This window comes from Kosakonia sp. WA-90 (assembly GCF_039871955.1).
GTDB classification, from domain to species: Bacteria; Pseudomonadota; Gammaproteobacteria; order Enterobacterales; family Enterobacteriaceae; genus Kosakonia; species Kosakonia oryzendophytica.
Genome location: NZ_JBDPLJ010000003.1, coordinates 381,129 through 407,087 on the forward strand (window position 1 = coordinate 381,129; position 25,959 = coordinate 407,087).

Below are 25,959 nucleotides of genomic sequence, written 5' to 3' on the forward strand. Positions count from 1 at the left end.
AAGGGGGATGACAATGCTGACTCCCCCACTATGGACGTAATTCCGCTTTTTCTGACCGGCTTATTTCTTCGCTTTGAGCCTTTCTTGCCAGATCAACAGCTCGAAAACGCCGAACAGGAAGATACGGATCTGTTCTGCTTTGCTCATCTGCGGACCGTCTTTCGGCAGTGCACTTTTCAGCATAGTAGCCTGCAAAGCGTGCATAAACACGGTGAATACCAGCGCGACGTTGACAAAAATATTCAGTGGGCGCGGAAAGGGTTTAATTAAGTTCCACAGCAAAAAGGCCCAGATGCACAGCATCAACAGACGGCCCAAATTAATCAGCAGCGGCATGCTTCTCTCCTTGTACTGCGCGGTGATAGAGACGGTAAGCCACCTGACCCGCGACTTTTTCCCGATACAGTTGCCAGTGCGCAGGCACCGGCGGTTGCCCATTTTCCACTTCGCTTTCTATATAGATTAACGCGTCATCAGCGAGCCAGCCGTTGTTTTCCAGCAAGCGTAGCGTCTCTTCCAGCATGCCTTTACGAAAGGGTGGATCGATAAACACAATATTGTGCGGGGTGCCCGGCGCGGCTAAAAAGCTCAGCGTATTGGTGTTAACGACGGTTGCATTCGTTGCTTTCAGCGTAGCCAGATTCTGTTGCAATTGTTGCGCGACGCTGCGCTCCATCTCCAGCAGGGTGGCACGGGCAGCGTAGCGCGACAGTGCCTCCAGCCCCAGCGCGCCGCTTCCGGCGAAGCAGTCGAGACAGTGGGCGTCTACCATTGAGGGTGCCAGCCAGTTAAACAATGTTTCACGCACGCGGTCGGTGGTCGGGCGCAGGCCGGGGCTGTCGGGCACCGGCAGTTTTCGGCCTCGCCACTGCCCGCCGATAATGCGTATCTGGCCGCTGGCGGCACGGTTGGGTTTCTTCATGGTTTTCGCTTTGCTCATCATTTCGGCCTGCTATTCTAGCGGCCCGGAGAAGGACGTTAAACCCTAATCCTCAAGTCGTGATGCGAGTTCAGGAAAGTGGTAGACTATCCGACTAATTAACAAATGTTTTCAGTCCTGGTCGTGCAGACGGGCTGCGCCATGAATCAATCGCGAGGAGTGTGGTCGCCAATGGCAAATGAGAAGAAACGTGGCTTTTTTTCCTGGCTTGGCTTTGGGCAGAAAGAGCAGGCCGATGAGGCGCAAACCGAACAACAGCCTGTCACTGAGCAGCCGGTTGACGAGACGCCGGTAGCTGAGCCTGCCGACAGTGAAAAATTCGCCGAAGAGGTCGTAGCGGTAAGCGAAACGCTCAGCCACGAAGCACCGTCTCCGGAACCGGTAGCGGAAGAGACGCGCGCGCAGCTTGAACACGAAGAGCTGCCGCTGCCGGAAGAGGTGGTTGAGCAGGAGAGCGGCGCTGAAGAGTGGCTGTCGGAAGCTGAACCACACGCGGAAGCGCACGTTGATGCTGAAGACAACGACGCACCGCTGAGCGACGAAGAGCTGGAAGCCCAGGCGCTGGCGGCGCAGGCGGCTGAAGAAGCGGTTGTGGTGGTGCCGGTGGACGAGACGGCGATTGAACAGGAGAAACCGACGAAAGAGGGTTTCTTTGCGCGTCTTAAACGCAGCCTGCTGAAAACAAAAGAGAATCTCGGATCCGGATTTATCAGTCTGTTCCGCGGGAAAAAGATCGACGATGATCTGTTTGAAGAGCTGGAAGAGCAACTGCTGATTGCGGATGTGGGCGTGGAAACCACGCGTAAAATCATCACCAATCTGACAGAAGGCGCCAGCCGCAAACAACTGCGCGACGCCGAAGCACTGTATGGTTTGCTGAAAGATGAGATGAGCGGGATCCTTGCAAAAGTGGATGAGCCGCTCAGTGTCGAAGGCAAAACGCCGTTTGTTATCCTGATGGTTGGCGTGAATGGTGTGGGGAAAACCACCACCATCGGCAAGCTGGCGCGTCAGTTTGAGCAACAGGGCAAATCGGTCATGCTGGCGGCGGGGGATACCTTCCGTGCGGCAGCGGTGGAACAGCTCCAGGTGTGGGGCCAGCGCAATAATATTCCGGTGATTGCTCAGCATACCGGCGCGGATTCCGCCTCGGTGATTTTTGACGCTATCCAGGCGGCGAAGGCGCGTAATGTGGATGTGCTGATTGCCGATACCGCAGGGCGTTTGCAGAACAAATCGCACCTGATGGAAGAACTGAAGAAAATCGTCCGCGTGATGAAAAAACTGGACGAAGATGCGCCGCACGAAGTGATGCTGACGATTGACGCCAGCACCGGGCAAAATGCCATCAGCCAGGCCAAACTGTTCCACGAAGCGGTAGGGTTAACGGGGATTACGTTGACCAAGCTTGATGGTACGGCCAAGGGGGGCGTGATCTTCTCGGTGGCGGATCAGTTTGGCATTCCTATCCGTTACATTGGTGTCGGCGAGCGTATTGAGGATCTGCGTCCGTTTAATGCGGGCGATTTTATTGAGGCACTTTTTGCCCGAGAGGATTAACAATGATTCGCTTTGAACACGTCAGCAAAGCCTATCTCGGTGGGAGACAAGCGCTGCAGGGGGTGACCTTTCACCTGCAGCCGGGCGAGATGGCCTTTCTGACCGGGCATTCCGGTGCGGGGAAAAGCACCCTGCTGAAGCTTATCTGCGGGATTGAGCGGCCCAGCGCCGGGAAAATCCTTTTCGGCGGCCATGATATTACCCGTCTGAAGAACCGCGAAGTGCCGTTTTTGCGCCGCCAAATCGGCATGATTTTTCAGGATCACCATCTGTTGATGGATCGTACGGTATTCGACAATGTGGCGATCCCGCTGATCATTGCTGGCGCCAGCGGCGATGATATTCGTCGTCGCGTCTCTGCGGCGCTGGATAAAGTGGGTCTGCTCGACAAAGCGAAAAGCTTTCCGATTCAGCTTTCCGGTGGTGAACAACAGCGCGTGGGGATTGCCCGTGCAGTGGTGAATAAGCCTGCCGTGCTGCTGGCGGATGAACCGACCGGCAACCTGGATGACGCGCTGTCGGAAGGAATCTTACGTCTGTTCGAGGAATTTAACCGCGTTGGGGTGACAGTGCTGATGGCGACGCACGATCTGGGACTGATTTCCCGGCGTTCGTATCGCATGCTGAGCCTGAGCGACGGTCATTTGCACGGAGGCCATGCGGGTGAATAAGCGTGATGCACTAAACCAGATCCGGCAGTTTGGCAGCAAGCTTGACCGTTTCCGTAAAGCGTCTGGTTCTTCTGGCGACAGCAACCGCAATGCGCCGCGTCGTGGCAAAGCGGCGAACAAAGCGCCATCGCGTAAGAGCAATGTGTTTAACGAGCAGGTGCGCTACGCCTGGCACGGCGCTTTGCAGGATCTGAAAAGTAAACCGCTGGCAACCTTCCTGACGGTAATGGTTATCGCCATCTCTCTGACGCTGCCCAGCGTTTGCTACATGGTGTACAAAAACGTCAACCAGGCGGCCTCGCAGTACTATCCGTCTCCGCAGATCACCGTTTACTTCGACAAGGCGCTGGATGATAACGCTGCTCAGCAGGTGGTAGGGCAGTTGCAGTCGGAGCAGGGAGTTGAAAAGGTTAACTACCTCTCCCGCGAGGATGCACTTGGCGAGTTCCGCAACTGGTCCGGTTTCGGTGGCGCACTGGATATGCTGGAAGAGAACCCCTTGCCTGCGGTGGCGGTCGTGGTGCCGAAACTTGATTTCCAGACGCCCGATTCGCTTAACACCTTGCGTGACCGCATTTCCCGTATCCACGGCATTGATGAAGTACGCATGGATGATAGTTGGTTTGCGCGCCTGGCGTCACTCACCGGGCTGGTGGGGCGCGTGTCGGCAATGATTGGCGTATTGATGGTGGCGGCTGTCTTCCTGGTGATTGGCAACAGCGTGCGGTTGAGTATCTTCGCCCGCCGCGACACTATCAACGTGCAGAAACTGATTGGCGCAACGGATGGCTTTATTCTGCGCCCGTTCCTGTATGGCGGTGCGCTGCTCGGCTTCTCCGGCGCGTTCCTGTCGTTGATCCTGTCGGAAATCCTGGTGATGCGTTTGTCATCGGCGGTGACCGAAGTGGCGAAAGTCTTTGGCACCCAGTTTGAATTGAGCGGTTTGTCGTTCGATGAGTGCCTGCTGTTGCTGCTGGTGTGCTCTATGATTGGCTGGGTCGCGGCCTGGCTGGCGACAGTGCAACATTTACGTCACTTTACTCCGGATTAGAAAAATTTTGGTATACTCTTTCCCGGCAATGCAGAATTCCGTTGCCGGGAAGGATACGGATTCCTTTGATCTTCCTTGCCACGGTTTTTTCATCCCGATGTCACAATTTGTGCGTAATTTATTCACAACCCTACAGGGAACTTGTGGATAAAATCACTGTCTGATAAAACTGTGAGTGCTATTCTCGTTGCTCAAAAACGCTGGCATGTTTGTTGCCTGATGGGGACTGACCGCCGCCAGTTGAAAGTGAATTGAGAGGATTTGAATGACCAAAGAAATGCAAACTTTAGCTTTAGCCCCTGTTGGTAACCTGGAGTCGTATATCCGGGCCGCTAACGCATGGCCGATGTTGACGGCTGATGAAGAGCGGGCATTGGCTGAAAAGCTGCATTACCAGGGCGATCTGGAAGCAGCGAAAAAGCTGATTCTGTCTCACCTGCGCTTTGTTGTTCATATTGCTCGTAATTACTCGGGCTATGGTCTGCCGCAGGCGGATCTGATCCAGGAAGGTAATATCGGCCTGATGAAAGCCGTGCGTCGTTTCAACCCGGAAGTGGGCGTGCGCCTGGTCTCCTTCGCCGTACACTGGATTAAAGCTGAGATCCACGAGTACGTATTGCGCAACTGGCGTATCGTGAAGGTCGCCACCACAAAAGCACAGCGTAAGCTGTTCTTTAACCTGCGTAAAACCAAGCAGCGTCTGGGTTGGTTCAATCAGGATGAAGTGGAAATGGTTGCCCGTGAGCTGGGCGTAACCAGCAAAGACGTGCGTGAAATGGAATCGCGTATGGCCGCCCAGGACATGACCTTTGATATGTCGCCTGATGACGATGCGCAAGACAGCCAGCCAATGGCACCGGTGCTTTATCTGCAGGATAAATCGTCTAACTTTGCCGACGGCATTGAAGACGATAACTGGGAAGAGCAGGCCGCTAACAAACTGGTCGATGCGATGCAGGGGCTGGACGAACGTAGCCAGCAGATTATTCGCGCCCGCTGGCTGGACGAAGAGAATAAGTCCACGTTGCAGGAGCTGGCCGACCGTTATGGCGTGTCTGCCGAGCGTGTGCGTCAGTTAGAAAAGAACGCGATGAAAAAACTGCGCGCCGCTATCGAAGCGTAAGCGAATTGCAGTGAAACAAGCCGGGACGGCGTCAGCCTCTCCCGGCTTTTTGTTGTCTGTTTGTTCCTGTCTTCGCCTTCATCCCATGTTATCCCGCCGTTTCGTCCCGTCATTCACCACTTCTTGTTTCTGTCACATCGCAACATAAAAGCTGTCCTGTCGGTGTTCCATCGCTTGCGCGAAACTGAGTGAAATATCGCATTGCTAAAGGCGCTATATACTTGGTAAGCGGGCATACACAGACAGGGGACATCAAGGTGAAAAATAACGAATTACATCAACGCCGTTTACAGGCGACGCCGCGTGGAATTGGGGTGATGTGCGGGTTTTACGCCGAAAAAGCGGAGAACGCCACGCTGTGGGATGTGGAAGGCAACGAAGTGATCGATTTTGCCGCCGGTATTGCAGTGCTGAATACCGGACATCGCCATCCGAAAGTGATGGCAGCGGTAGAAAAACAGCTGCAGGCATTTACGCATACTGCCTACCAAATCGTGCCTTACGAAAGCTATGTGTCACTGGCGGAGCGCATCAATGCGCGCGTGCCGGTCACTGGCCCGGCCAAAACAGCGTTCTTCTCAACGGGGGCGGAAGCGGTGGAAAACGCGGTGAAAATCGCCCGTGCATATACCCGGCGCCCGGGTGTTATCACCTTCGGCGGCGGTTTCCATGGCCGAACCTTTATGACCATGGCCCTGACTGGCAAAGTCGCCCCTTATAAAATCGGCTTTGGTCCGTTCCCGGGTTCGATTTACCACGCGCAGTACCCAAACACCTTGCACGGCGTGAGCACGGACGATGCGCTGAAAAGCCTGGAACGCATTTTTAAAGCCGATATCGCACCGGATCAGGTTGCCGCTATCCTGCTGGAACCGGTACAGGGCGAAGGGGGCTTTAATGTCGCACCTGCGGACTTTATGCAAGCGCTGCGTAAGTTGTGTGATAGCCACGGTATTTTATTGATTGTCGATGAAGTCCAGAGCGGGTTTGCCCGTACCGGCAAACTCTTTGCCTCGGAGTATTACGACGTCAAACCTGACCTGATCACCATGGCGAAGAGTCTGGCGGGCGGCTTGCCGCTGTCGGCGGTTGCGGGACGCGCGGAGGTCATGGACGCTCCTGCACCTGGCGGGCTGGGCGGCACCTATGCAGGTAACCCGCTGGCGGTGGCGGCAGCGCATGCGGTGCTGGATGTTATCGAAGAAGAGGATTTGTGCGAACGCGCTAATCACCTGGGTAAACATCTGGTGGAAGTGTTGAACAACGCCAAAACGCAGTGCCCCTATATCGCGGAGATTCGTGCGCAGGGGTCGATGGTGGCGGTGGAGTTTAACGATCCGAACACCGGCGCACCGTCGGCAGAATTTACGAAGCAGGTGCAGGATAAGGCGCTGGCGGCAGGGCTGTTACTGCTGACCTGCGGCGTTTACGGCAACGTGATCCGTTTCCTCTATCCATTGACCATTCCGGAAGTCCAGTTCCGTAAAGCGCTGGATATTCTCCAGCAGTCGCTGACGCACTAATTATTTAGCCGCCTTATGGGCGGCTTTTCCACAAACTGTCATCACGCTGTCGCACAACCTTCAAAATTGTTATTCCATATTCTGAAAATTGGGGTATGTTTTAGCAGAGTATGCTGCCAGTGCACGGGCAGAATCGCTAATAACTACTATCATATTCTTTGCTTATGTGTATAAGCAAAATAATGTGTCAAACAACAACATCACAACAAATAGCAATCACCATAACAATGGGGAATCTCAGGATGAAAATGAAGGGCAAAGCGTTACTGGCGGGATGTATTGCGTTAGCAATGAGCAACGTGGCATTCGCCAAAGATATTAAAGTTGCCGTTGTGGGTGCAATGTCCGGTCCGGTTGCGCAGTACGGTGACCAGGAATTTACCGGCGCTGAGCAGGCAATTGCCGATATCAACGCGAAGGGTGGGATCAAAGGCGACAAACTGGTTGCGGTGAAATATGACGATGCCTGCGACCCGAAACAAGCGGTAGCGGTTGCCAACAAAGTGGTTAACGACGGGATCAAATACGTAATCGGTCACCTGTGCTCCTCCTCCACTCAGCCAGCGTCTGATATCTACGAAGATGAAGGCATTCTGATGATTACGCCTGCAGCGACGGCACCAGAGCTGACCAGCCGTGGTTACAAACTGACGCTGCGCACCACCGGTCTGGACTCCGATCAGGGGCCGACCGCCGCGAAATACATTCTGCAGAGCGTGAAACCGCAGCGTATCGCGGTTATTCATGATAAGCAGCAATATGGCGAAGGCCTGGCGCGCGCTGTGCAGGACGGGCTGAAAAAAGGCGGCGCGAACGTGGTGTTCTTTGACGGTATCACCGCGGGTGAGAAAGACTTCTCTACGCTGGTGGCGCGCCTGAAGAAAGAAAATATCGATTTCGTCTACTACGGCGGTTATCACCCGGAAATGGGTCAGATCCTGCGTCAGTCACGCGCAGCAGGTCTGCAAACCAAATTCATGGGCCCGGAGGGGGTCGCCAACGTTTCCCTGTCTAATATTGCAGGCGACTCTGCGGAAGGCATGCTGGTGACCAAGCCGAAGAACTACGATCAGATCCCGGCAAACAAACCGATTGTGGACGCGATCAAAGGCAAGAAACAGGATCCGAGCGGCGCGTTCGTATGGACCACCTACGCGGCGCTGCAGTCGCTGGCTGCTGGCCTGAATCAGTCTGCCGATCCGGCAGCTATCGCAACCTGGCTGAAAGGGCACTCAGTGGATACCGTAATGGGGCCGCTGTCCTGGGATGAGAAGGGCGATCTGAAAGGTTTTGAGTTCGGTGTCTTCACCTGGCATGCTAACGGCACAGCAACCGACGCGAAATAAGCCTGAACTGACCGCAGCCTTTCGTGCCGCAGGCGCACTGGCTGCGCTCGCTTACCCCGTTTACTTATCTGTGTAGGTATCCGGGGAGAGCAGCAACCTGCCTGAGACGCCATATTCCCGGGCAAGGCGTTCTTCTAAGCCGGATGGAGATCTTCCCATCCGGCTTTTTTTAGCGTTTTTCCCAGCCGTTTTCTTGTGCGGTGAAGCCCAGTGTTTGGGTAAAGGCGGCCATCACGGCCCTGTCTTCCACACCAATATCCACTATCCACCAACTGGTTATCGCCGGATTATCGCGCATCACTTCTTCGACCAGATATTGCCCGATACCGCGACGGCGAGTGATATCGCGCACGCGAAGTGAATCCAGTGCGCCTTCGGTACCGCGTAATGTCACGCGTACGGCGGCCAGCAACCTGTCATTAAAGCGCGCCGCATAGATGCGGTGCGTGTCGTCCACGTCGAGCGACGCGGGGGAGTATTCCGGCCAGACTTTCGCTAAATCAATATGATCCTGCTCGGTAAAGTTCACCAGTCGGATGATAGTCAATTTCATGTACAGCTTGTCCAAAATGCAAAAGATAGTGTGAGTGTAAACAATTTCGTTTGGCCGGGTCTGTTAGTTTTTTATTTTTCATCTAACAGGCGAATAATTTTGCCGCAGCCTTCGGGGTAGCGTGAAACATTGGAGATCGAAAAACAGACAGGATTTTAACCTGATCAGTAGTGATTTATTCCGCTCTTTGTACCATTATTTTATGCTGAAGCCTGGCCTTTTTTTGTTTATCTCCGATTAAATACAGAATATTATCTCTGCTTAATCGCCTGAAAAATAGAGGATTTAGTCTGGTTTTTGCCAAAAGACTGCGCTAAACCATTAAAGGCACTGGTAAAAATAGCGTTGTACATTAAAAGTACAGAATGCTTTTTAACCATAAAAAAACAAAATATTTACACAACATCACGACAAGTGGGGATTTAAAAGAATGAGAAGGAACGCGAAGACAGCGATCGCGGGGATGGTTGCACTTGCGATGTCTCACGCGGCCATGGCGGCAGAGATTAAAGTCGCGGTTGTAGGTGCGATGTCCGGTCCTGTTGCGCAGTGGGGCGACATGGAGTTTAACGGTGCGCGGCAGGCAATCCACGATATCAACGCTAAAGGCGGGATCAAAGGCGACAAACTGGTTGCGATGGAATATGACGATGCCTGTGATCCGAAACAAGCGGTTGCTGTCGCTAACAAAATCGTTAACGACGGCGTGAAATATGTCATTGGTCACCTCTGTTCCTCATCAACGCAGCCTGCTTCCGATATCTATGAAGACGAAGGCATTCTGATGATCACGCCTGGCGCGACCAATCCGGAACTGACCCAGCGCGGTTATCAGCACATTATGCGTACCGCCGGGCTGGACTCCTCGCAAGGGCCGACTGCTGCAAAATACATCCTGAATACGGTGAAGCCGCAACGCATCGCCATCATCCATGATAAACAGCAGTACGGCGAAGGCCTCGCACGTTCCGTTCAGGACGGGCTGAAAGCGGGCGGAGCGAATGTGGTGTTCTTCGACGGTATTACCGCCGGTGAAAAAGACTTTTCTGCGCTGATTGCACGCCTGAAAAAAGAAAACATCGACTTTGTCTACTACGGTGGTTACTACCCTGAGATGGGGCAGATGCTGCGTCAGGCTCGCGCCAACGGCCTGAAAACCCGGTTTATGGGACCGGAAGGTGTGGGCAACGCGTCGCTGTCCAACATCGCGGGGGATGCAGCGGAAGGCATGCTGGTTACCATGCCGAAACGCTATGACCAGGATCCTGCGAATCAGGGCATCGTCGATGCGCTGAAAGCAGAGAAAAAAGATCCGAGCGGTCCGTATGTGTGGATTACCTATGCCGCCGTACAGTCGCTGGCGACCGCGCTTGAGCGGAGCAGCAGCGCCGAGCCGCTGGCGCTGATCAAAGATTTAAAAGCCAACGGGGCTAAAACCGTGATTGGGCCGCTGAACTGGGATGAAAAAGGCGATCTGAAGGGATTTGATTTTGGCGTTTTCCAATGGCACGCCGATGGTTCGTCGTCCGTGGCGAAATAACTGTCATCCCTCTCTCCGGGCGCAACGTCTGGAGAGATTTAAGAAGGTTATGTTATGTCCGAGCAGTTTCTTTACTTCTTGCAGCAGATGTTTAACGGCGTCACGCTGGGAAGCACCTATGCATTGATCGCCATTGGTTACACCATGGTTTACGGCATTATCGGTATGATCAACTTCGCCCATGGCGAGGTGTACATGATCGGTAGCTATGTCTCTTTTATGATTATCGCTGCACTGATGATGATGGGTATCGACTCCAGCTGGTTGCTGGTGGCGGCCGGTTTCGTCGGGGCGATTGTGATAGCCAGCGCTTACGGCTGGAGCATTGAACGGGTGGCCTATCGCCCGGTGCGTAACTCCAAACGCCTGATTGCGCTCATCTCCGCCATCGGTATGTCGATATTCCTGCAAAACTACGTCAGCCTGACCGAAGGTTCCCGTGATGTGGCGTTGCCAAGCCTGTTTAACGGCCAGTGGGTAGTCGGTCACAGTGAAAACTTTTCTGCCAGCATCACCACCATGCAGTTGGTTATCTGGATCGTGACGTTTATCTCCATGCTGGCGCTGACATTGTTCATCCGCTATTCCCGCATGGGGCGCGCTTGCCGCGCCTGTTCGGAAGACTTAAAAATGGCAAGCCTGCTGGGCATCAATACTGACCGCGTGATTGCGCTGACCTTTGTGATCGGCGCAGCAATGGCGGCGGTGGCGGGTGTGCTGCTGGGCCAGTTCTATGGCGTTATTAACCCTTACATTGGTTTTATGGCGGGGATGAAGGCGTTTACCGCGGCAGTGCTCGGCGGTATCGGCAGTATTCCTGGCGCTATGATCGGCGGGCTGATCCTCGGTGTGGCGGAATCCCTCTCTTCGGCGTATCTGAGTACCGAATATAAAGATGTGGTGTCGTTTGCGCTGTTGATCATGGTGTTGCTGGTGATGCCGACCGGTATCCTTGGCCGCCCGGAGGTTGAAAAAGTATGAAACCGATGCATTTTGCGATGGCGCTGCTTTCTGCTGCGCTGTTCTTCATCCTGGCGAGCGTCTTTATGGGCGTCCAACTGGAACTGGACGGGACCAAACTGGTGGTGAACACCGCTGCGCATATTCGCTGGCAGTGGGTATTTATCGGCACGGCGGTGGTCTTTTTCTTCCAGTTGTTGCGCCCGATGTTCCAGAAATCACTGAAGGGTGTCTCCGGGCCGAAGTTTATTCTGCCAGCTATTGATGGCTCAACGGTAAAACAGAAGCTGTTCCTGTTGGCGCTGCTGGTGATTGCCGTGGCGTGGCCGTTTGTGGTGTCGCGCGGTACGGTGGATATCGCCACCATGACAATGATTTATATCATTCTCGGTCTGGGCCTGAACGTAGTGGTGGGTCTCTCTGGCCTGCTGGTGCTGGGCTACGGTGGTTTCTACGCGATTGGCGCGTATACCTTTGCGTTGCTGAACCACTATTACGGTCTCGGTTTCTGGACTTGCCTGCCGCTGGCCGGTCTGGTCTCCGCCGCCGCGGGTTTCCTGCTTGGTTTCCCGGTGCTGCGTCTGCGTGGCGACTATCTGGCGATTGTGACGCTGGGTTTTGGGGAAATCGTCCGTATTCTGCTGTTGAACAATACTGAAGTTACGGGTGGCCCGAACGGCATTAGCCAGATCCCGAAACCGACGCTGTTTGGTCTGGAGTTCAGCCGGACGGCGCGTGAAGGCGGTTGGGATACCTTCAGCAACTTCTTTAATGTGCAATACGATCCCGGCGATCGTGTCGTGTTCCTCTACCTGGTGGCGCTGCTGCTGGTGGTGGTGACGCTGTTTGTGATCAACCGTCTGCTGCGCATGCCGCTGGGCAGAGCGTGGGAAGCGCTGCGCGAAGATGAGATCGCCTGCCGTTCGTTGGGTCTTAGCCCGACCCGCATCAAGCTGACGGCGTTTACCATCAGTGCGGCGTTTGCCGGTTTTGCCGGGACGCTGTTTGCTGCGCGCCAGGGGTTTGTCAGTCCGGAATCCTTCACCTTCGCCGAGTCTGCATTTGTACTGGCGATCGTGGTGCTGGGGGGGATGGGGTCGCAATTTGCGGTTATCCTCGCCGCTATCCTGCTGGTGGTCTCCCGTGAACTGATGCGTGACTTTAATGAATACAGCATGTTGATGCTGGGTGGTTTGATGGTACTGATGATGATCTGGCGTCCGCAAGGCTTGCTGCCGATGACCCGTCCGCAGTTGAAACTGAAAAACGGGCAAGTAAAAGGAGAGCAGGCATGAGTCAGCCATTATTATCCGTAAACGGCCTGATGATGCGCTTCGGCGGCCTGCTCGCCGTTAACAACGTGGCGCTGGAGCTGAAGGCACAAGAGATCGTTTCGCTGATTGGTCCGAATGGTGCAGGTAAAACCACGGTGTTCAACTGTCTCACCGGTTTCTATAAACCGACAGGCGGTACCATTATGCTGCGTGACCAGCACCTGGAAGGGCTGCCGGGTCAGGAAATCGCCCGGATGGGCGTGGTGCGCACCTTCCAGCATGTGCGCTTGTTCCGTGAAATGACGGTGATCGAAAACCTGCTGGTGGCACAGCATCAGCAATTAAAGACCGGGGTCTTTTCTGGTCTGCTGAAAACCCCGTCGTTTCGCCGGGCGCAGAGTGAAGCGCTGGATCGCGCCGCCACCTGGCTGGATCGTATTGGTTTGTTAGCGCACGCTAACCGCCAGGCGAGCAACCTTGCCTACGGCGACCAGCGTCGTCTGGAAATCGTGCGTTGCATGGTGACGCAGCCAGAGATCCTGATGCTCGACGAACCAGCCGCCGGTCTGAACCCGAAAGAGACGAAAGAACTGGATGAGCTGATTGTTGAGCTGCGCAATAACCACAACACCACCATTCTGCTGATTGAGCACGATATGAAACTGGTGATGGGCATTTCCGATCGTATTTATGTGGTGAACCAGGGGACGCCGCTGGCGAACGGAACACCGGAAGAAATTCGTAACAATCCGGACGTGATCCGCGCCTATTTGGGCGAAGCATAAGGTGGGTGAGGCTAAGATGGAAAAAGTCATGTTGTCGTTTGACAAAGTAAGCGCCCACTACGGCAAAATCCAGGCACTGCACGATGTCAGTCTGCATATTAATCAGGGGGAAATCGTGACCCTGATTGGCGCGAACGGTGCGGGTAAAACCACGCTGCTTGGGACGCTGTGCGGCGATCCGCGCGCCACCAGTGGGCGTGTTGTGTTTGATGGTAAAGATATTACCGACTGGCAAACCGCGAAGATCATGCGTGAAGCGGTGGCGATTGTCCCGGAAGGGCGTCGTGTCTTTTCGCGTATGACCGTTGAGGAAAATCTGGCGATGGGCGGTTTCTTTGCCGACAGCGAGCAGTATCAAACCCGCATTAAGCGGGTGTATGAGCTGTTCCCGCGTCTGCATGAGCGCCGTCTTCAGCGTGCGGGCACCATGTCCGGTGGTGAGCAGCAGATGCTGGCCATTGGCCGTGCATTGATGAGCCAGCCGCGTTTGCTGTTGCTGGACGAGCCGTCGCTTGGACTGGCACCTATCATTATTCAGCAAATCTTCGATACCATTGAGCAACTGCGTGAAGAAGGGATGACCATCTTCCTTGTGGAGCAGAACGCCAACCAGGCGCTGAAGCTCGCCGATCGCGGCTATGTGCTGGAGAATGGTCACGTGGTGCTGGAAGATACCGGTGAAGCGCTGCTGGCGAATGAAGCGGTGCGCAGTGCTTATCTGGGCGGTTAAACGTTCGCGTAAAACATCTGAACCGGTCGCGAGTGGCCGGTTTTTTATTATCTGAAAAGTGCCATGCCGGGATGCTGCCTGCGGATTTGATGGGATATGATGCGGGCGGCGCTTGAGGCTTTTTGCCTCATGACGGTAGAAAGTTGTGCGGCAGAAAGAAGAAAGCCCCGTAGTAAGTTAATGTTGATTAACCACCACGAGGCCATCCGAATGCCTGAACAACATCAGGATAGCCTCTTACCCGCCGCAAGGCAAGGAGGCGTGAACCATGAAAATTCCGCGAAACACTCTTCTCTGGTGCGTATTTATGGTGTGTTTCACACTCGTGATATTCACCTGGCTGACACGAAAATCACTGTGCGAGATCCGCTACAGGGATAGCGACAGGGAGGTGGCGGCTTTCATGGCTTACGAATCCGGTAAGTAGCAACCTGGAGGCAGGGAGCAATCCCTGCCTTTTCAGGAGCGACAGTTGCCGGCATCGCCTCTGAGCGCCTTTATAAAGGGCTTCTTTGCGAGCAGGGAAGCCCTTTCCCTTATCCTCTGGCAATCCGCCATTTTTCCTTCACGTTACTATCATCCCACCGACATTTCCCTGACGCCTGGTTGTCATTTATTTGTAATTAAAAGATTATTTTTCTGTCATTCGAGCATGTCATGTTACCTCGCGAGCACAAAACGCGTGATATCGCGCATCCCGTATAACAAGAGAGAGCATAATGACAACGTTACGACATACAGCTTTGGGTCTGGCGCTGGGATTCGTTTTTGCAGGCAACGCCCTGGCCGCAACCACCATTCCATTCTGGCATTCGATGGAAGGGGAGTTAGGTAAAGAAGTTGACTCCCTGGCGCAACGTTTCAATGACACCCATCCGGATTACAAAATCGTACCGGTGTACAAAGGCAACTATGAGCAGAGCCTGAGCGCAGGTATCGCTGCCTTCCGTACTGGCAACGCGCCGGCGATTTTGCAGGTATACGAAGTGGGCACCGCGACCATGATGGCATCAAAAGCGATCAAGCCGGTGTACCAGGTCTTCCAGGACGCAGGCATCAAGTTTGATGAAAGCCAGTTCGTTCCGACGGTTTCCGGCTATTACACCGACTCTAAAACCGGCCATTTGCTCTCTCAGCCGTTTAACAGCTCCACGCCGGTGCTCTATTACAACAAAGACGCTTTCAAAAAAGCCGGTCTGAACCCGGACCAGCCGCCGAAAACCTGGCAGGATCTCGCCGAATACACCGCGAAGCTGAAAGCTGCAGGCATGAAATGCGGCTACGCCAGCGGCTGGCAGGGCTGGATCCAGATTGAAAACTTCAGCGCCTGGCATGGTTTGCCGGTGGCGACCAAAAACAACGGTTTTGACGGTACGGACGCCGTACTGGAATTTAACAAACCGGAGCAGGTGAAACATATCGCCATGCTGGAAGCACTGAACAAGAAAGGTGAATTCAGCTACTTTGGACGTAAAGATGAGTCCACTGAGAAGTTCTATAACGGCGATTGCGCTATCACTACCGCGTCTTCTGGGTCGCTGGCAGATATTCGTCACTACGCCAAATTTAACTATGGCGTCGGCATGATGCCTTACGATGCCACGGTGAAAGGTGCGCCGCAGAACGCCATTATCGGTGGAGCGAGCCTGTGGGTCATGCAGGGCAAAGACGAGGCAACCTACAAAGGTGTTGCGCAATTCCTCGACTTCCTGACGAAACCGGAAAACGCAGCCGAATGGCACCAGAAAACCGGTTATCTGCCGATTACTACCGCCGCTTACGACCTGACGCGCCAGCAAGGGTTCTATGACAAAAACCCCGGTGCGGATATCGCTACCCGTCAGATGTTGAACAAGCCGCCTCTGGCTTTCACCAAAGGTCTGCGTCTGGGCAACATGCCGCAGATCCGCACCATTGTTGATGAAGAGCTGGAAAGCGTATGGACCGGCAAGAAAACCCCGCAGCAGGCGCTGGATGCGGCCGTAGAGCGTGGTAACCAACTGCTGCGCCGCTTCGAGCAGTCCACTAAGTCTTAATCTTCTCACCCTCTCTCCGGCCCTCTCTCTACCCGGGAGAGGGTGTTTTTCTCTTTGCCCCTGGTGGAGAGGGGCAGGGGAGAGGCAAACACAAGCAGAGCTAATTTATGTCCTCATCCCGTCCGGTGTTTCGTTCACGCTGGCTACCTTACCTTCTGGTTGCGCCGCAACTGGCGATCACGGTTATTTTCTTTATCTGGCCTGCGGGCGAAGCGCTGTGGTACTCGGTGCAGAGCGTCGATCCGTTCGGGCTTTCCAGCCAGTTCGTTGGGCTGGATAACTTCGTGGCGTTGTTTCACGACAGCTATTATCTGGATGCTTTCTGGACGACTATCCGGTTTAGCGCACTGGTGACGTTCAGCGGTCTGCTCGTGTCGCTGTTTTTTGCCGCTCTGGTGGATAACGTGGTGCGCGGCAGTCGGATTTACCAAACGCTGATGCTGCTGCCCTATGCCGTTGCTCCTGCTGTTGCCGCAGTGTTGTGGATCTTCCTCTTCAATCCCGGGCGCGGGCTGATCACCCACTTTTTGGAACACTTTGGCTATGACTGGAACCATGCACAACATAGCGGCCAGGCCATGTTCCTGGTGGTGTTCGCCTCGGTGTGGAAGCAAATAAGCTACAACTTTCTGTTCTTTTTTGCGGCGTTACAGTCGATCCCCCGTTCGCTGGTGGAAGCGGCCGCCATTGATGGCGCAGGGCCTGTTCGCCGGTTCTTCACATTGTCGCTACCGTTAATCGCACCGGTCAGTTTTTTCCTGCTGGTGGTGAACCTGGTGTATGCCTTCTTCGACACTTTCCCGGTTATTGATGCTGCCACTGCTGGTGGACCGGTACAGGCGACCACCACGCTTATCTACAAAATCTACCGTGAAGGTTTTGCCGGGCTGGATCTCTCCGCTTCTGCGGCGCAGTCGGTGGTGCTGATGGTGCTGGTGATTGTGCTGACGGTCGTTCAGTTCCGCTATGTTGAAAGTAAGGTGCGCTACCAATGATTGAGAATCGCCCTGGCCTGACCCTGTTCAGCCATATCATGCTTATTCTCGGCATCGCGGTGGTGCTGTTTCCGCTGTATGTCGCCTTTGTGACGGCAACGCTGGATATCAAGGCGGTCTATGACACCCCGATGACCTTAATCCCCGGGACGCACCTGTGGGAAAACCTGCGCAATATCTGGATAAACGGTATCGGCGTGAACAGCGCGCCTTTCTGGTTGATGCTGACCAACAGTTTCATTATGGCGCTGGTGATCACCATCGGGAAAATCGCCGTGTCGATCCTGTCGGCGTTTGCCATCGTCTGGTTCCGTTTCCCGCTGCGTAACCTGTTTTTCTGGATGATCTTCAGTACGTTAATGCTGCCCGTGGAAGTGCGCATTTTTCCGACGGTGGAAGTGATCGCCAACCTGAAAATGCTCGACAGCTACACCGGCCTGACGCTGCCACTGATGGCCTCGGCCACCGCAACATTCCTGTTCCGCCAGTTCTTTATGACGCTGCCGGACGAACTGATGGAAGCGGCGCGCATTGATGGTGCCTCACCGATGCGCTTTTTCCGCGACATCGTGCTGCCGCTCTCCAAAACCAACCTTGCGGCGTTATTTGTTATCACCTTTATCTACGGCTGGAACCAGTATCTGTGGCCGCTGCTGATTATCAGCGATGTGAACCTTGGCACCGCCGTGGCGGGCGTGAAGGGCATGATTGCCAGCGGCGAAGGCACCACGCAATGGAACCAGGTAATGGCAGCCATGTTGCTGACGCTGATCCCCCCGGTCGTTATCGTTTTAGCCATGCAGCGCGCCTTTGTACGCGGCCTGGTCGACAGTGAGAAATAAGATGGCAGGATTAAAATTACAAGCGGTTACGAAGAGTTGGGACAATGGTAAAACCAAGGTGATCCAGCCACTGACGCTGGATGTCGCCGACGGCGAATTTATTGTTATGGTTGGGCCATCCGGTTGTGGGAAATCCACCCTGCTGCGCATGGTCGCCGGGCTGGAGCGTGTCTCCAGCGGCGATATCTGGATCGATACCCAGCGTGTTACGGAAATGGAACCCAAAGATCGCGGAATTGCGATGGTGTTTCAGAACTACGCGCTCTACCCGCACATGAGTGTGGAGGAGAACATGGCGTGGGGGCTGAAGATCCGCGGTATGGGCAAGGAGCATATCGCCGGGCGCGTGGCGGAAGCAGCACGTATTCTCGAACTGGATGGGCTGTTAAAACGCCGCCCGCGCGAGCTTTCTGGCGGTCAGCGTCAGCGTGTCGCGATGGGGCGTGCGATTGTGCGCGATCCGGCGGTATTCCTGTTTGATGAACCGCTCTCGAATCTCGACGCCAAACTGCGTGTACAGATGCGCCTGGAACTGCAACAGTTGCACCGTCGCCTGAACACCACCTCGTTGTATGTGACACACGACCAGGTGGAAGCGATGACGCTGGCACAGCGGGTGATGGTGATGAACAAAGGTGTGGCGGAACAGATTGGTACGCCGGTTGAGGTGTATGAAAAACCCGCCAGCCGTTTCGTTGCCAGTTTTATTGGCAGCCCGGCCATGAACCTGCTTGATGGTCGTATCAGTAGCGCCGGCACCCACTTTGAACTGGACAGCGGTATGGCGCTGCCCATCAATGGGTACTATCACGGTTACGCCGGGCGTAAAATGACGCTGGGTATCCGCCCGGAACATATTGCGTTAAGCTCACAATCCGCCGGCGGTATCCCGCTGGTGATGGATACGCTGGAGATGCTCGGCGCAGATAACCTGGCGCATGGGCGCTGGGGAGAGCAGAAGCTGGTGGTGCGTCTTGCGCATCAGGAGCGCCCGGCGGCAGGCAGCACGTTGTGGCTCTCTCTGCCGGAAAATCACCTCCACTTATTTGATGGTGAAACAGGACAACGAGTATGAGTAACTGGCCATATCCCCACATCGTCGCGCATCGTGGCGGCGGTAAACTGGCGCCGGAAAATACGCTGGCGGCGATTGATGTCGGCGCTCGCTACGGTCACACGATGATTGAGTTCGACGCCAAGCTGTCAAAAGATGGGCAAATTTTCCTACTGCATGACGACAACCTCGAGCGCACCAGCAATGGCTGGGGCGTGGCGGGCGAGCTGGCATGGAATGATTTGCTGAAAGTGGATGCGGGCGGCTGGTACGGCGGGAAATTTAAAGGTGAGCCGTTGCCGCTGCTCTCTCAGGTGGCGGAGCGCTGCCGTCTGCACGGCATGATGGCCAATATCGAAATCAAACCCACCACCGGCACCGGGCCGCTGACGGGCAAAGTGGTGGCGCTGGCGGCGCGAGAACTCTGGGCAGACATGACGCCCCCGCTGCTCTCTTCCTTTGAGATTGATGCACTGGAAGCGGCGCAACAGGCTGCGCCTGAACTGCCGCGCGGGCTATTGCTGGATGAATGGCGTGATGACTGGCAGGCGCTGACTACCCGGTTAGGGTGCGTATCAATTCACCTGAATCATCGTCTGCTGGACGAAGCCCGCACGCGGATGCTGCGTGCAGCGGGTTTACGCATTCTGGTTTATACCGTCAATGAACCCCAACGCGCGGGAGAGTTGCTGCGCTGGGGCGTAGATTGTATCTGCACCGATAAAATCGACGAGATCGGCCCTGATTTTACGTTTTAAGGCGTTGTGGATGACGGCGTGTCACGCAGCAGGCCGCCATTCTGATTTTGCGGCAACATGTGCTGCTGTGTTCCAGTATCAGCATTATTTGTTCCGTTGCTGAGCTGATTGCCGTTCTGATTCTGCGGCAACATATGCTGCTGCATATTCACCCTGCCACCATTACCGATCCCCTGGCTGAGCATGCCGCCGTTAGTATTGGGGAGCAGTTGCTGGCGGCTGGGATCGAGCTCCCCCGGCTGGGCCTGCCTTACGCGTTGCGCGTCGTTATTTAACTGGGTCTGCAGGTGTTGTTGTTGTTGACGGGCTTGCGTCTGTAGCTGTTGATTCAGCATTCCTTGCTGTTGTTGTTGCTGATTAAGCATCCGCGTTTCCATGCGCTGCTGGCTGGGGATCACATAACCCGGCTGGTTGGGATTATTAGTGGTATTCAGTGGCTGTGCAAATGCGGCAAAAGGCAGCAGTGCCGCCACAAACAGTAATCGTTTCATCGTCCTTTCCTCCTTTGAGGCTTCTCCTAAGTTTACCTCGTTTCATTCATGACGATGATTTTTTAGGAGTTGTGAACCAGGCTTAATCGGGAACTGTAGCCCTTCTATTCGGAGAACAACGATGATGAAACAGACGTTTGCGCGCTGGGTGACCATCGCCGCGCTGACCGCGGGAGGATGTTTTAGCGCGGGCGCTGCGCCGCCACCGACGCAAGCACCTGCGCCCGTCTCATACGGCGTTGAAGCCGATGTCTTCCATCCTGTGCGGGCGAAGCAGGGCATGGTGGCATCCGTGGATGAGACCGCAACCCGTGTCGGCGTGGATATCCTGAAACAGGGGGGGAACGCCGTGGATGCTGCCGTCGCGGTGGGCTATGCGCTGGCAGTCACCCATCCCCAGGCCGGGAACCTGGGCGGCGGCGGGTTTATGATGATCCGCACCAAAGATGGCAAGGTTACTGCTATCGATTTCCGAGAAATGGCACCCGCCGCGGCCACACGCGATATGTTTCTTGACGATCAAGGCAACCCGGACAGTAAAAAATCACTGACATCGCATCTGGCTTCCGGTACGCCCGGCACGGTTGCGGGGTTCTCGCTGGCGCTGGAGAAGTACGGCACTCTGCCATTGAACAAAGTCATTCAACCTGCGATTAAGCTGGCCAGACAAGGGATCACGGTGAATGATGCGCTGGCGGACGACCTGAAAACCTACGGCAGTGAAGTGTTGCCAAACCACGAAAACAGTAAAGCGATTTTCTGGAAAAACGACGAACCGCTGAAAAAAGGCGACAAACTGGTGCAGAGCAATCTCGCCAAAAGCCTGGAACTGATTGCGGAGAAAGGGCCGGATGCTTTCTATAAAGGCGAGATTGCCAGCCAGATCGTGCAAGAGATGAGTAAGAACGGCGGGCTTATCAGCAAAGAGGATCTGGCAAATTATAAAGCCGTAGAGCGTACGCCCATCAGCGGTGATTATCGTGGTTACCAGGTTTACTCCATGCCGCCGCCGTCATCGGGCGGTATCCATATTGTGCAAATCCTCAATATTCTTGAAAACTTCGACATGGCGAAATATGGCTTTGGCAGCGCCGATGCAATGCAGGTGATGGCGGAAGCCGAAAAGTACGCCTATGCCGATCGCTCTGAATATCTGGGCGATCCGGACTTTGTGAAAGTGCCGTGGCAGGCACTCACCGATAAAGCGTATGCCAAATCCATTGCGGAAAAAATTGACGTTAACAAAGCCCGGCCCTCCAGCCAGATCCGCCCCGGTAAGCTGGAGCCGTATGAGAGTAACCAAACCACGCACTTCTCCGTGGTGGACAAAGACGGTAATGCGGTTTCGGTGACCTATACACTGAACACCACGTTCGGGACCGGGATTGTCGCGGGGAATAGCGGCATTTTGCTGAATAATGAGATGGATGACTTCTCCGCAAAACCCGGCGTACCGAATGTCTACGGACTGGTTGGTGGTGACGCCAACGCGGTCGGCCCCGGCAAACGTCCGCTCTCTTCCATGTCGCCAACTATTGTGGTGAAAGACGGCAAAACCTGGCTGGTCACCGGTAGTCCCGGCGGTAGTCGTATTATCACAACAGTGCTGCAAATGGTGGTTAACAGCATCGATTTTGGGATGAACGTCGCCGAAGCGAGCAATGCGCCGCGCTTTCATCATCAGTGGTTGCCGGATGAGTTGCGCGTGGAAAAAGGCTTCAGCCCGGACACGCTAAAACTGCTCGAGCAACGCGGGCAGAAAGTGGTGGTGAAAGAGGCGATGGGCAGTACGCAGAGCATTATGGTCGGGCCGGATGGCACGCTGTATGGCGCGTCTGACCCGCGTTCGGTGGATGATTTAACGGCCGGTTATTGATTTAAACCTCTCCCCACCCGGGGAGAGGTTTCCGTTTAACCCTTCACGCGTGCCATAAAGTAAGAATCCACATACTCGCCATTGCGCAGTGCGTAACGCTTAGCTGTGCCCTCGATCTCAAAGCCGAATTTGCGGTACACGGCCAGCGCGGGCGCGTTATCGATAAACACCGTCAATTCAATGCGTTCGATGCGCAACCAGTTATCGCACAGGTTGATCATCTCCTGCATAAGTGCACTGGCGACGCCGCGATTGTGAAACGCTGACGAAACCGCCATGCCAAAAAAGGCCACATGGCTACGTCGCTGATTTTGTTCCAACATCAGCGTCAGGTTTCCGACGACCTGTTCATCAATACAGGCGACCAACTGGCGGCGGCCTGGCTGCGGTTTCAGACGATCTTCCCACAGCTCAGCAGGCGGGTGAGGTAGCTGTAGCAGGTTGTGATACACCTCAGGTTGCGCATAAAACTGGCGTAGAGCTTCTGCATCGCGCGCTTCGGCATGGCGTATCACTATCTTACTCATCCTGCTTCTCCTGGTTTGTGGGGGTGCCTTACACATTCCTGGCTTTGTGATGCAGCGTCAACTGCCAATTTTTGCAAAAATCAGTAGACAAGTGCGAATGATAATGATTATTATTGCTATGCGTTCAGGGAAACCGTAGCGGTAATCCTGAAAGCACGACATTGCTCACATTGCTTCCAGTATTTTCTTAGCCAGCCGGGTGCTGGCTTTTTTTTTGCCGCAAGCATGCCGGTCTTTTAAGACCCCATGCAGGGACAACTTCCGCAAGATTGCGCTATGGTAATGGCAGTCACCTTAACAAGGACTGGAACATGACCTTACATTGCGCATTCATTGGATTTGGCAAAAGCACCACTCGCTATCATCTTCCCTACGTACTCAACCGCAAAGCGAGCTGGCATGTGGCGCATATTTTCCGGCGTCACCCTAAACCAGAAGAGCAGCATCCGCAGTATCAACATATTCACTTTACCAGCGATATTGATGACATCTTTAATGATCCGCAGGTCAAACTGGTGATCGTCTGCACCCACGCTGACAGCCACTTCGACTATGCAAAGCGAGCGCTGGAAGCGGGTAAAAATGTGCTGGTGGAAAAGCCGTTTACGCCAACGATGGCGGAAGCGATCACCCTGTTTGAACTGGCGAAACGCAAAGGTCTGACGGTCACGCCGTATCAGAATCGCCGTTTTGACGCCTGCTTCCTGACTACCAAAAAGGCGATTGAAAGCGGTAAGCTTGGCAATATCGTTGAAATCGAAAGCCATTTTGATTATTACCGCCCGGTGGCGGAAACCAAACCCGGCTTGCCGCAGGAGGGATCCTTTTACGGTCTGGGCGTTCATACCATGGACCAAATTATCTCTCTGTTTGGCCGACCGGATCATGCCGCGTATGACATCCGTAGTCTGCGTAATAAGGCCAATCCGGACGATACCTTCGAAGCACAACTCTTTTATGGCGATTTGAAAGCCATCGTCAAAACCAGCCACCTGGTGAAGATCGACTACCCCAAATTTATTGTTCATGGCACCAAAGGTTCGTTTATCAAATACGGTATCGATCAACAGGAAACCAGCCTGAAAGCCAATATCATGCCGGGTGAGGCCGGATTTGCCGCAGACGATAGCATTGGCGTGCTTGAGTATGTGAATGCAGCGGGCGAGACGGTGCGGGAAGAGATCGCGCCGGAAAAAGGCGATTATGGCCGCGTCTACGATGCGTTGTATGAAACGCTGGTGAATGGCGCGCCAAATTACGTCAAGGAATCTGAAGTTCTCACCAACCTTGAACTGCTGGAGCGTGCCTTTGAGCAGGCGTCACCTGCCACGGTAACCCTCGCAAAATAGCCTGAAAAGACTCCTCACAACTTGTTCACATTTTTTGAACAGAGGAGTCAATTTTCACCCTCTATGATCCCCGACCGATTGCGTCCACACTTACCCCATCGAAAACATACGGGGGTAAAAAACATGATCTTCTTACGCAAAGCAAACGACCGTGGCCACGCAAATCATGGCTGGCTGGATTCCTGGCACACGTTCTCTTTCGCCAACTATTATGATCCGAATTTTATGGGCTTCTCGGCGCTTCGCGTCATTAACGACGACGTGATCGATCCGGGGCAGGGTTTCGGCACCCATCCGCACAAAGACATGGAAATCCTGACCTATGTGCTGGAAGGGGCCGTTGAGCACCAGGACAGTATGGGCAACAAAGAGCAGGTGCCTGCGGGTGAATTCCAGATTATGAGCGCCGGGACCGGGGTACGTCACTCTGAGTACAACCCAAGCGATACTGAGCGTCTGCGCCTGTACCAAATCTGGATCATTCCGGAAACGAACGGCATCACGCCGCGCTACGAGCAGCGCCGCTTTGATGCTGCGCAGGGTAAACAACTGGTGCTGTCGCCGGACGCACGCAATGGGTCTCTGAAAGTGCACCAGGATATGGAACTTTACCGCTGGGCACTGTTGAAAGATGAGCAGTCGGTACACCAGATCGCCGCGGATCGCCGCGTGTGGATCCAGGTGGTAAAAGGGGATGTCACCATTAACGGCACCAAAGCCACCACCAGCGATGGTCTGGCAATCTGGGATGAGCAGGCTATCTCGGTTCATGCCGATAGCGACAGTGAAATTCTGCTGTTTGACCTGCCGCCAGTTTGATGTGGCTTAAATAAATGACGCAACCTTCTGGTTTTGGCCGGAAGGTTGCGCGTTGTCCGTGATAAACTGAGAAAATCTCTCTCTGTTTAAAATGTCAGGACGATGAAAAAGAAAAGACCCGTACTTCAGGATGTGGCCGATCGCGTTGGCGTGACCAAAATGACGGTCAGCCGTTTTTTGCGTAACCCGGAACAGGTGTCCGTTGCGTTACGTGGCAAAATCGCTGCTGCGCTTGATGAGCTGGGTTACATTCCCAATCGCGCTCCCGATATTCTCTCTAACGCCACCAGCCGCGCTATTGGCGTATTGCTTCCGTCGCTGACCAACCAGGTGTTCGCTGAAGTGTTGCGCGGTATTGAAAGCGTAACGGATGCGCACGGCTATCAAACCATGCTGGCGCACTACGGTTATAAAGCCGAAATGGAAGAAGAGCGTCTGGAATCGATGCTCTCCTGGAACATTGACGGCCTGATCCTCACCGAACGCACACATACGCCACGTACGCTGAAAATGATTGAAGTGGCGGGCATTCCGGTCGTGGAATTAATGGACAGCAAATCTCCCTGCCTGGATATCGCCGTCGGTTTCGATAACTTCGAAGCGGCGCGGCAGATGACCGCCGCGATTATTGAACGCGGTCATCGCGGCGTTGCCTATCTCGGCGCACGTCTGGATGAACGTACTATCATCAAACAGAAGGGTTACGAGCTGGCGATGCTGGATGCCGGGCTCACGCCGTACAGTGTGATGGTGGAACAGTCCTCCTCTTACACCGCCGGTATTGAACTGATGCGTCAGGCGCGTCGCGAGTACCCGCAACTGGACGGAATTTTCTGTACCAACGATGACCTGGCGGTAGGTGCCGCGTTTGAGTGCCAGCGCCTGGGGCTGAGAATTCCTGATGATATGGCGATCGCCGGGTTCCACGGTCACGACATTGGCCAGGTAATGGAGCCGCGTCTGGCGAGCGTGCTCACGCCGCGTGAACGTATGGGGCGTATCGGAGCCGAACGTCTGCTGGCGCGCATTCGTGGTGAAGCAGTTACGCCGAAAATGTTAGATTTAGGTTTCACTTTGTCACCGGGTGGATCTATTTAGTCTGACAAATTTGAAGTAGCTCACACTTATTTATCTCTGGCACGAATGGATATTGCTT

The 25,959-nt window shown here is 54.4% G+C and carries 26 protein-coding genes and 1 pseudogene; 22 read left to right on the top strand and 5 right to left on the bottom strand.

Features of this window, described 5'->3' with window-relative positions:
* Positions 1-60: 60 nt before the first annotated feature.
* Entirely contained in the window at positions 61-330 is a 270-nt protein-coding gene (locus ABGA49_RS08285; RefSeq protein ID WP_170933847.1) for a DUF1145 family protein, read from the bottom strand.
* Entirely contained in the window at positions 320-922 is a 603-nt protein-coding gene (gene rsmD, locus ABGA49_RS08290) for a 16S rRNA (guanine(966)-N(2))-methyltransferase (RefSeq protein WP_061499726.1), read from the bottom strand. The genes ABGA49_RS08285 and rsmD overlap by 11 nt, the downstream gene beginning before the upstream one ends.
* 189 nt (positions 923-1,111) lie before the next feature.
* Between rsmD and ftsY the strand changes: the two genes are divergently transcribed.
* The 6 genes from ftsY (at position 1,112) to ABGA49_RS08320 (ending at position 8,214) form a co-directional block, all read left to right on the top strand.
* Positions 1,112-2,500 (top strand): signal recognition particle-docking protein FtsY, encoded by a 1,389-nt coding sequence (ftsY, locus tag ABGA49_RS08295; RefSeq protein WP_088238356.1) that lies wholly within the window; start codon positions 1,112-1,114, stop codon positions 2,498-2,500.
* A gap of 2 nt (positions 2,501-2,502) precedes the next feature.
* Positions 2,503-3,171, top strand: a complete 669-nt coding sequence (gene ftsE / locus ABGA49_RS08300) for a cell division ATP-binding protein FtsE (RefSeq protein WP_061492817.1) — start codon at positions 2,503-2,505, stop codon at positions 3,169-3,171.
* A complete protein-coding gene (gene ftsX, locus ABGA49_RS08305) occupies positions 3,164-4,222 on the top strand; it encodes a permease-like cell division protein FtsX (protein WP_061499729.1) in 1,059 nt (352 codons plus the stop codon). The genes ftsE and ftsX overlap by 8 nt, the downstream gene beginning before the upstream one ends.
* Before the next feature lie 265 nt (positions 4,223-4,487).
* The gene (gene rpoH, locus ABGA49_RS08310; RefSeq protein WP_061492818.1) at positions 4,488-5,345 is read left to right on the top strand and encodes an RNA polymerase sigma factor RpoH; all 858 of its coding nucleotides are present in this window, start codon (positions 4,488-4,490) and stop codon (positions 5,343-5,345) included.
* A 257-nt stretch (positions 5,346-5,602) separates the two neighbouring features.
* A complete protein-coding gene (locus ABGA49_RS08315) occupies positions 5,603-6,868 on the top strand; it encodes a 4-aminobutyrate--2-oxoglutarate transaminase (RefSeq protein ID WP_134319043.1) in 1,266 nt (421 codons plus the stop codon).
* Positions 6,869-7,110: 242 nt separating this feature from the next.
* Positions 7,111-8,214 (top strand): branched-chain amino acid ABC transporter substrate-binding protein, encoded by a 1,104-nt coding sequence (locus ABGA49_RS08320; protein ID WP_061492820.1) that lies wholly within the window; start codon positions 7,111-7,113, stop codon positions 8,212-8,214.
* 169 nt (positions 8,215-8,383) lie between these two features.
* On the opposite strand, the gene panM is transcribed toward ABGA49_RS08320, so the two are convergent.
* Positions 8,384-8,767, bottom strand: a complete 384-nt coding sequence (gene panM, locus ABGA49_RS08325; protein WP_061492821.1) for an aspartate 1-decarboxylase autocleavage activator PanM — start codon at positions 8,765-8,767, stop codon at positions 8,384-8,386.
* A gap of 430 nt (positions 8,768-9,197) precedes the next feature.
* On the opposite strand from panM, the gene livK reads away from it, so the two are divergent.
* From livK to ugpQ, 12 genes and pseudogenes are all read left to right on the top strand, one after another.
* Positions 9,198-10,307, top strand: a complete 1,110-nt coding sequence (gene livK / locus ABGA49_RS08330) for a high-affinity branched-chain amino acid ABC transporter substrate-binding protein LivK (RefSeq protein ID WP_061492822.1) — start codon at positions 9,198-9,200, stop codon at positions 10,305-10,307.
* 54 nt (positions 10,308-10,361) lie between these two features.
* A complete protein-coding gene (gene livH / locus ABGA49_RS08335) occupies positions 10,362-11,288 on the top strand; it encodes a high-affinity branched-chain amino acid ABC transporter permease LivH (RefSeq protein ID WP_061492823.1) in 927 nt (308 codons plus the stop codon).
* Complete coding sequence (locus ABGA49_RS08340) at positions 11,285-12,562, top strand: high-affinity branched-chain amino acid ABC transporter permease LivM (protein WP_061492824.1); 1,278 nt, start codon at positions 11,285-11,287, stop codon at positions 12,560-12,562. Before livH ends, ABGA49_RS08340 begins: the two co-directional genes overlap by 4 nt.
* The gene (gene livG, locus ABGA49_RS08345) at positions 12,559-13,326 is read left to right on the top strand and encodes a high-affinity branched-chain amino acid ABC transporter ATP-binding protein LivG (RefSeq protein ID WP_061492825.1); all 768 of its coding nucleotides are present in this window, start codon (positions 12,559-12,561) and stop codon (positions 13,324-13,326) included. Before ABGA49_RS08340 ends, livG begins: the two co-directional genes overlap by 4 nt.
* A 16-nt stretch (positions 13,327-13,342) precedes the next feature.
* Complete coding sequence (livF, locus tag ABGA49_RS08350; RefSeq protein WP_061492826.1) at positions 13,343-14,056, top strand: high-affinity branched-chain amino acid ABC transporter ATP-binding protein LivF; 714 nt, start codon at positions 13,343-13,345, stop codon at positions 14,054-14,056.
* Positions 14,057-14,266: 210 nt separating this feature from the next.
* A pseudogene (locus ABGA49_RS08355) lies at positions 14,267-14,374 on the top strand (DUF5431 family protein); the annotation flags it as partial.
* Complete coding sequence (locus ABGA49_RS08360; RefSeq protein ID WP_061492827.1) at positions 14,325-14,483, top strand: type I toxin-antitoxin system Hok family toxin; 159 nt, start codon at positions 14,325-14,327, stop codon at positions 14,481-14,483. The pseudogene ABGA49_RS08355 and the gene ABGA49_RS08360, both read left to right, overlap by 50 nt.
* Positions 14,484-14,775: 292 nt before the next feature.
* Positions 14,776-16,092, top strand: a complete 1,317-nt coding sequence (gene ugpB / locus ABGA49_RS08365) for a sn-glycerol-3-phosphate ABC transporter substrate-binding protein UgpB (RefSeq protein ID WP_061492828.1) — start codon at positions 14,776-14,778, stop codon at positions 16,090-16,092.
* A 107-nt stretch (positions 16,093-16,199) separates the two neighbouring features.
* The gene (ugpA, locus tag ABGA49_RS08370) at positions 16,200-17,087 is read left to right on the top strand and encodes a sn-glycerol-3-phosphate ABC transporter permease UgpA (protein WP_061492829.1); all 888 of its coding nucleotides are present in this window, start codon (positions 16,200-16,202) and stop codon (positions 17,085-17,087) included.
* Positions 17,084-17,929 carry a sn-glycerol-3-phosphate ABC transporter permease UgpE gene (gene ugpE / locus ABGA49_RS08375; RefSeq protein WP_061492830.1) on the top strand — a complete coding sequence of 282 codons (846 nt, stop codon included), beginning with the start codon at positions 17,084-17,086 and terminating at the stop codon, positions 17,927-17,929. Before ugpA ends, ugpE begins: the two co-directional genes overlap by 4 nt.
* Position 17,930: 1 nt before the next feature.
* The gene (locus tag ABGA49_RS08380) at positions 17,931-19,004 is read left to right on the top strand and encodes a sn-glycerol-3-phosphate import ATP-binding protein UgpC (protein ID WP_347665422.1); all 1,074 of its coding nucleotides are present in this window, start codon (positions 17,931-17,933) and stop codon (positions 19,002-19,004) included.
* Positions 19,001-19,741, top strand: coding sequence for a glycerophosphodiester phosphodiesterase (gene ugpQ / locus ABGA49_RS08385; protein WP_061492832.1), 741 nt, complete (start codon positions 19,001-19,003; stop codon positions 19,739-19,741). Before ABGA49_RS08380 ends, ugpQ begins: the two co-directional genes overlap by 4 nt.
* Here the strand turns inward: ugpQ and ABGA49_RS08390 are convergent.
* On the bottom strand, positions 19,738-20,232 hold the full coding sequence (locus ABGA49_RS08390) for a DUF2756 family protein (protein WP_347665423.1): 495 nt from the start codon (positions 20,230-20,232) through the stop codon (positions 19,738-19,740). The genes ugpQ and ABGA49_RS08390 overlap by 4 nt on opposite strands.
* A gap of 121 nt (positions 20,233-20,353) precedes the next feature.
* Between ABGA49_RS08390 and ggt the strand changes: the two genes are divergently transcribed.
* A complete protein-coding gene (ggt, locus tag ABGA49_RS08395; RefSeq protein WP_347665424.1) occupies positions 20,354-22,108 on the top strand; it encodes a gamma-glutamyltransferase in 1,755 nt (584 codons plus the stop codon).
* A gap of 35 nt (positions 22,109-22,143) precedes the next feature.
* Here the strand turns inward: ggt and yhhY are convergent, their stop codons facing one another.
* The gene (yhhY, locus tag ABGA49_RS08400; protein WP_088238361.1) at positions 22,144-22,635 is read right to left on the bottom strand and encodes an N-acetyltransferase; all 492 of its coding nucleotides are present in this window, start codon (positions 22,633-22,635) and stop codon (positions 22,144-22,146) included.
* A gap of 311 nt (positions 22,636-22,946) precedes the next feature.
* Here yhhY and ABGA49_RS08405 point away from each other — a divergent pair, with 311 nt between their 5' ends.
* The 3 genes from ABGA49_RS08405 (at position 22,947) to gntR (ending at position 25,901) form a co-directional block, all read left to right on the top strand.
* Positions 22,947-23,984, top strand: a complete 1,038-nt coding sequence (locus ABGA49_RS08405; RefSeq protein WP_134319039.1) for an oxidoreductase — start codon at positions 22,947-22,949, stop codon at positions 23,982-23,984.
* Between the two features lie 123 nt (positions 23,985-24,107).
* On the top strand, positions 24,108-24,803 hold the full coding sequence (locus ABGA49_RS08410) for a pirin family protein (RefSeq protein WP_061492837.1): 696 nt from the start codon (positions 24,108-24,110) through the stop codon (positions 24,801-24,803).
* A 102-nt stretch (positions 24,804-24,905) separates the two neighbouring features.
* Positions 24,906-25,901 (top strand): gluconate operon transcriptional repressor GntR, encoded by a 996-nt coding sequence (gntR, locus tag ABGA49_RS08415; protein ID WP_347665425.1) that lies wholly within the window; start codon positions 24,906-24,908, stop codon positions 25,899-25,901.
* Positions 25,902-25,959: the final 58 nt, after the last annotated feature.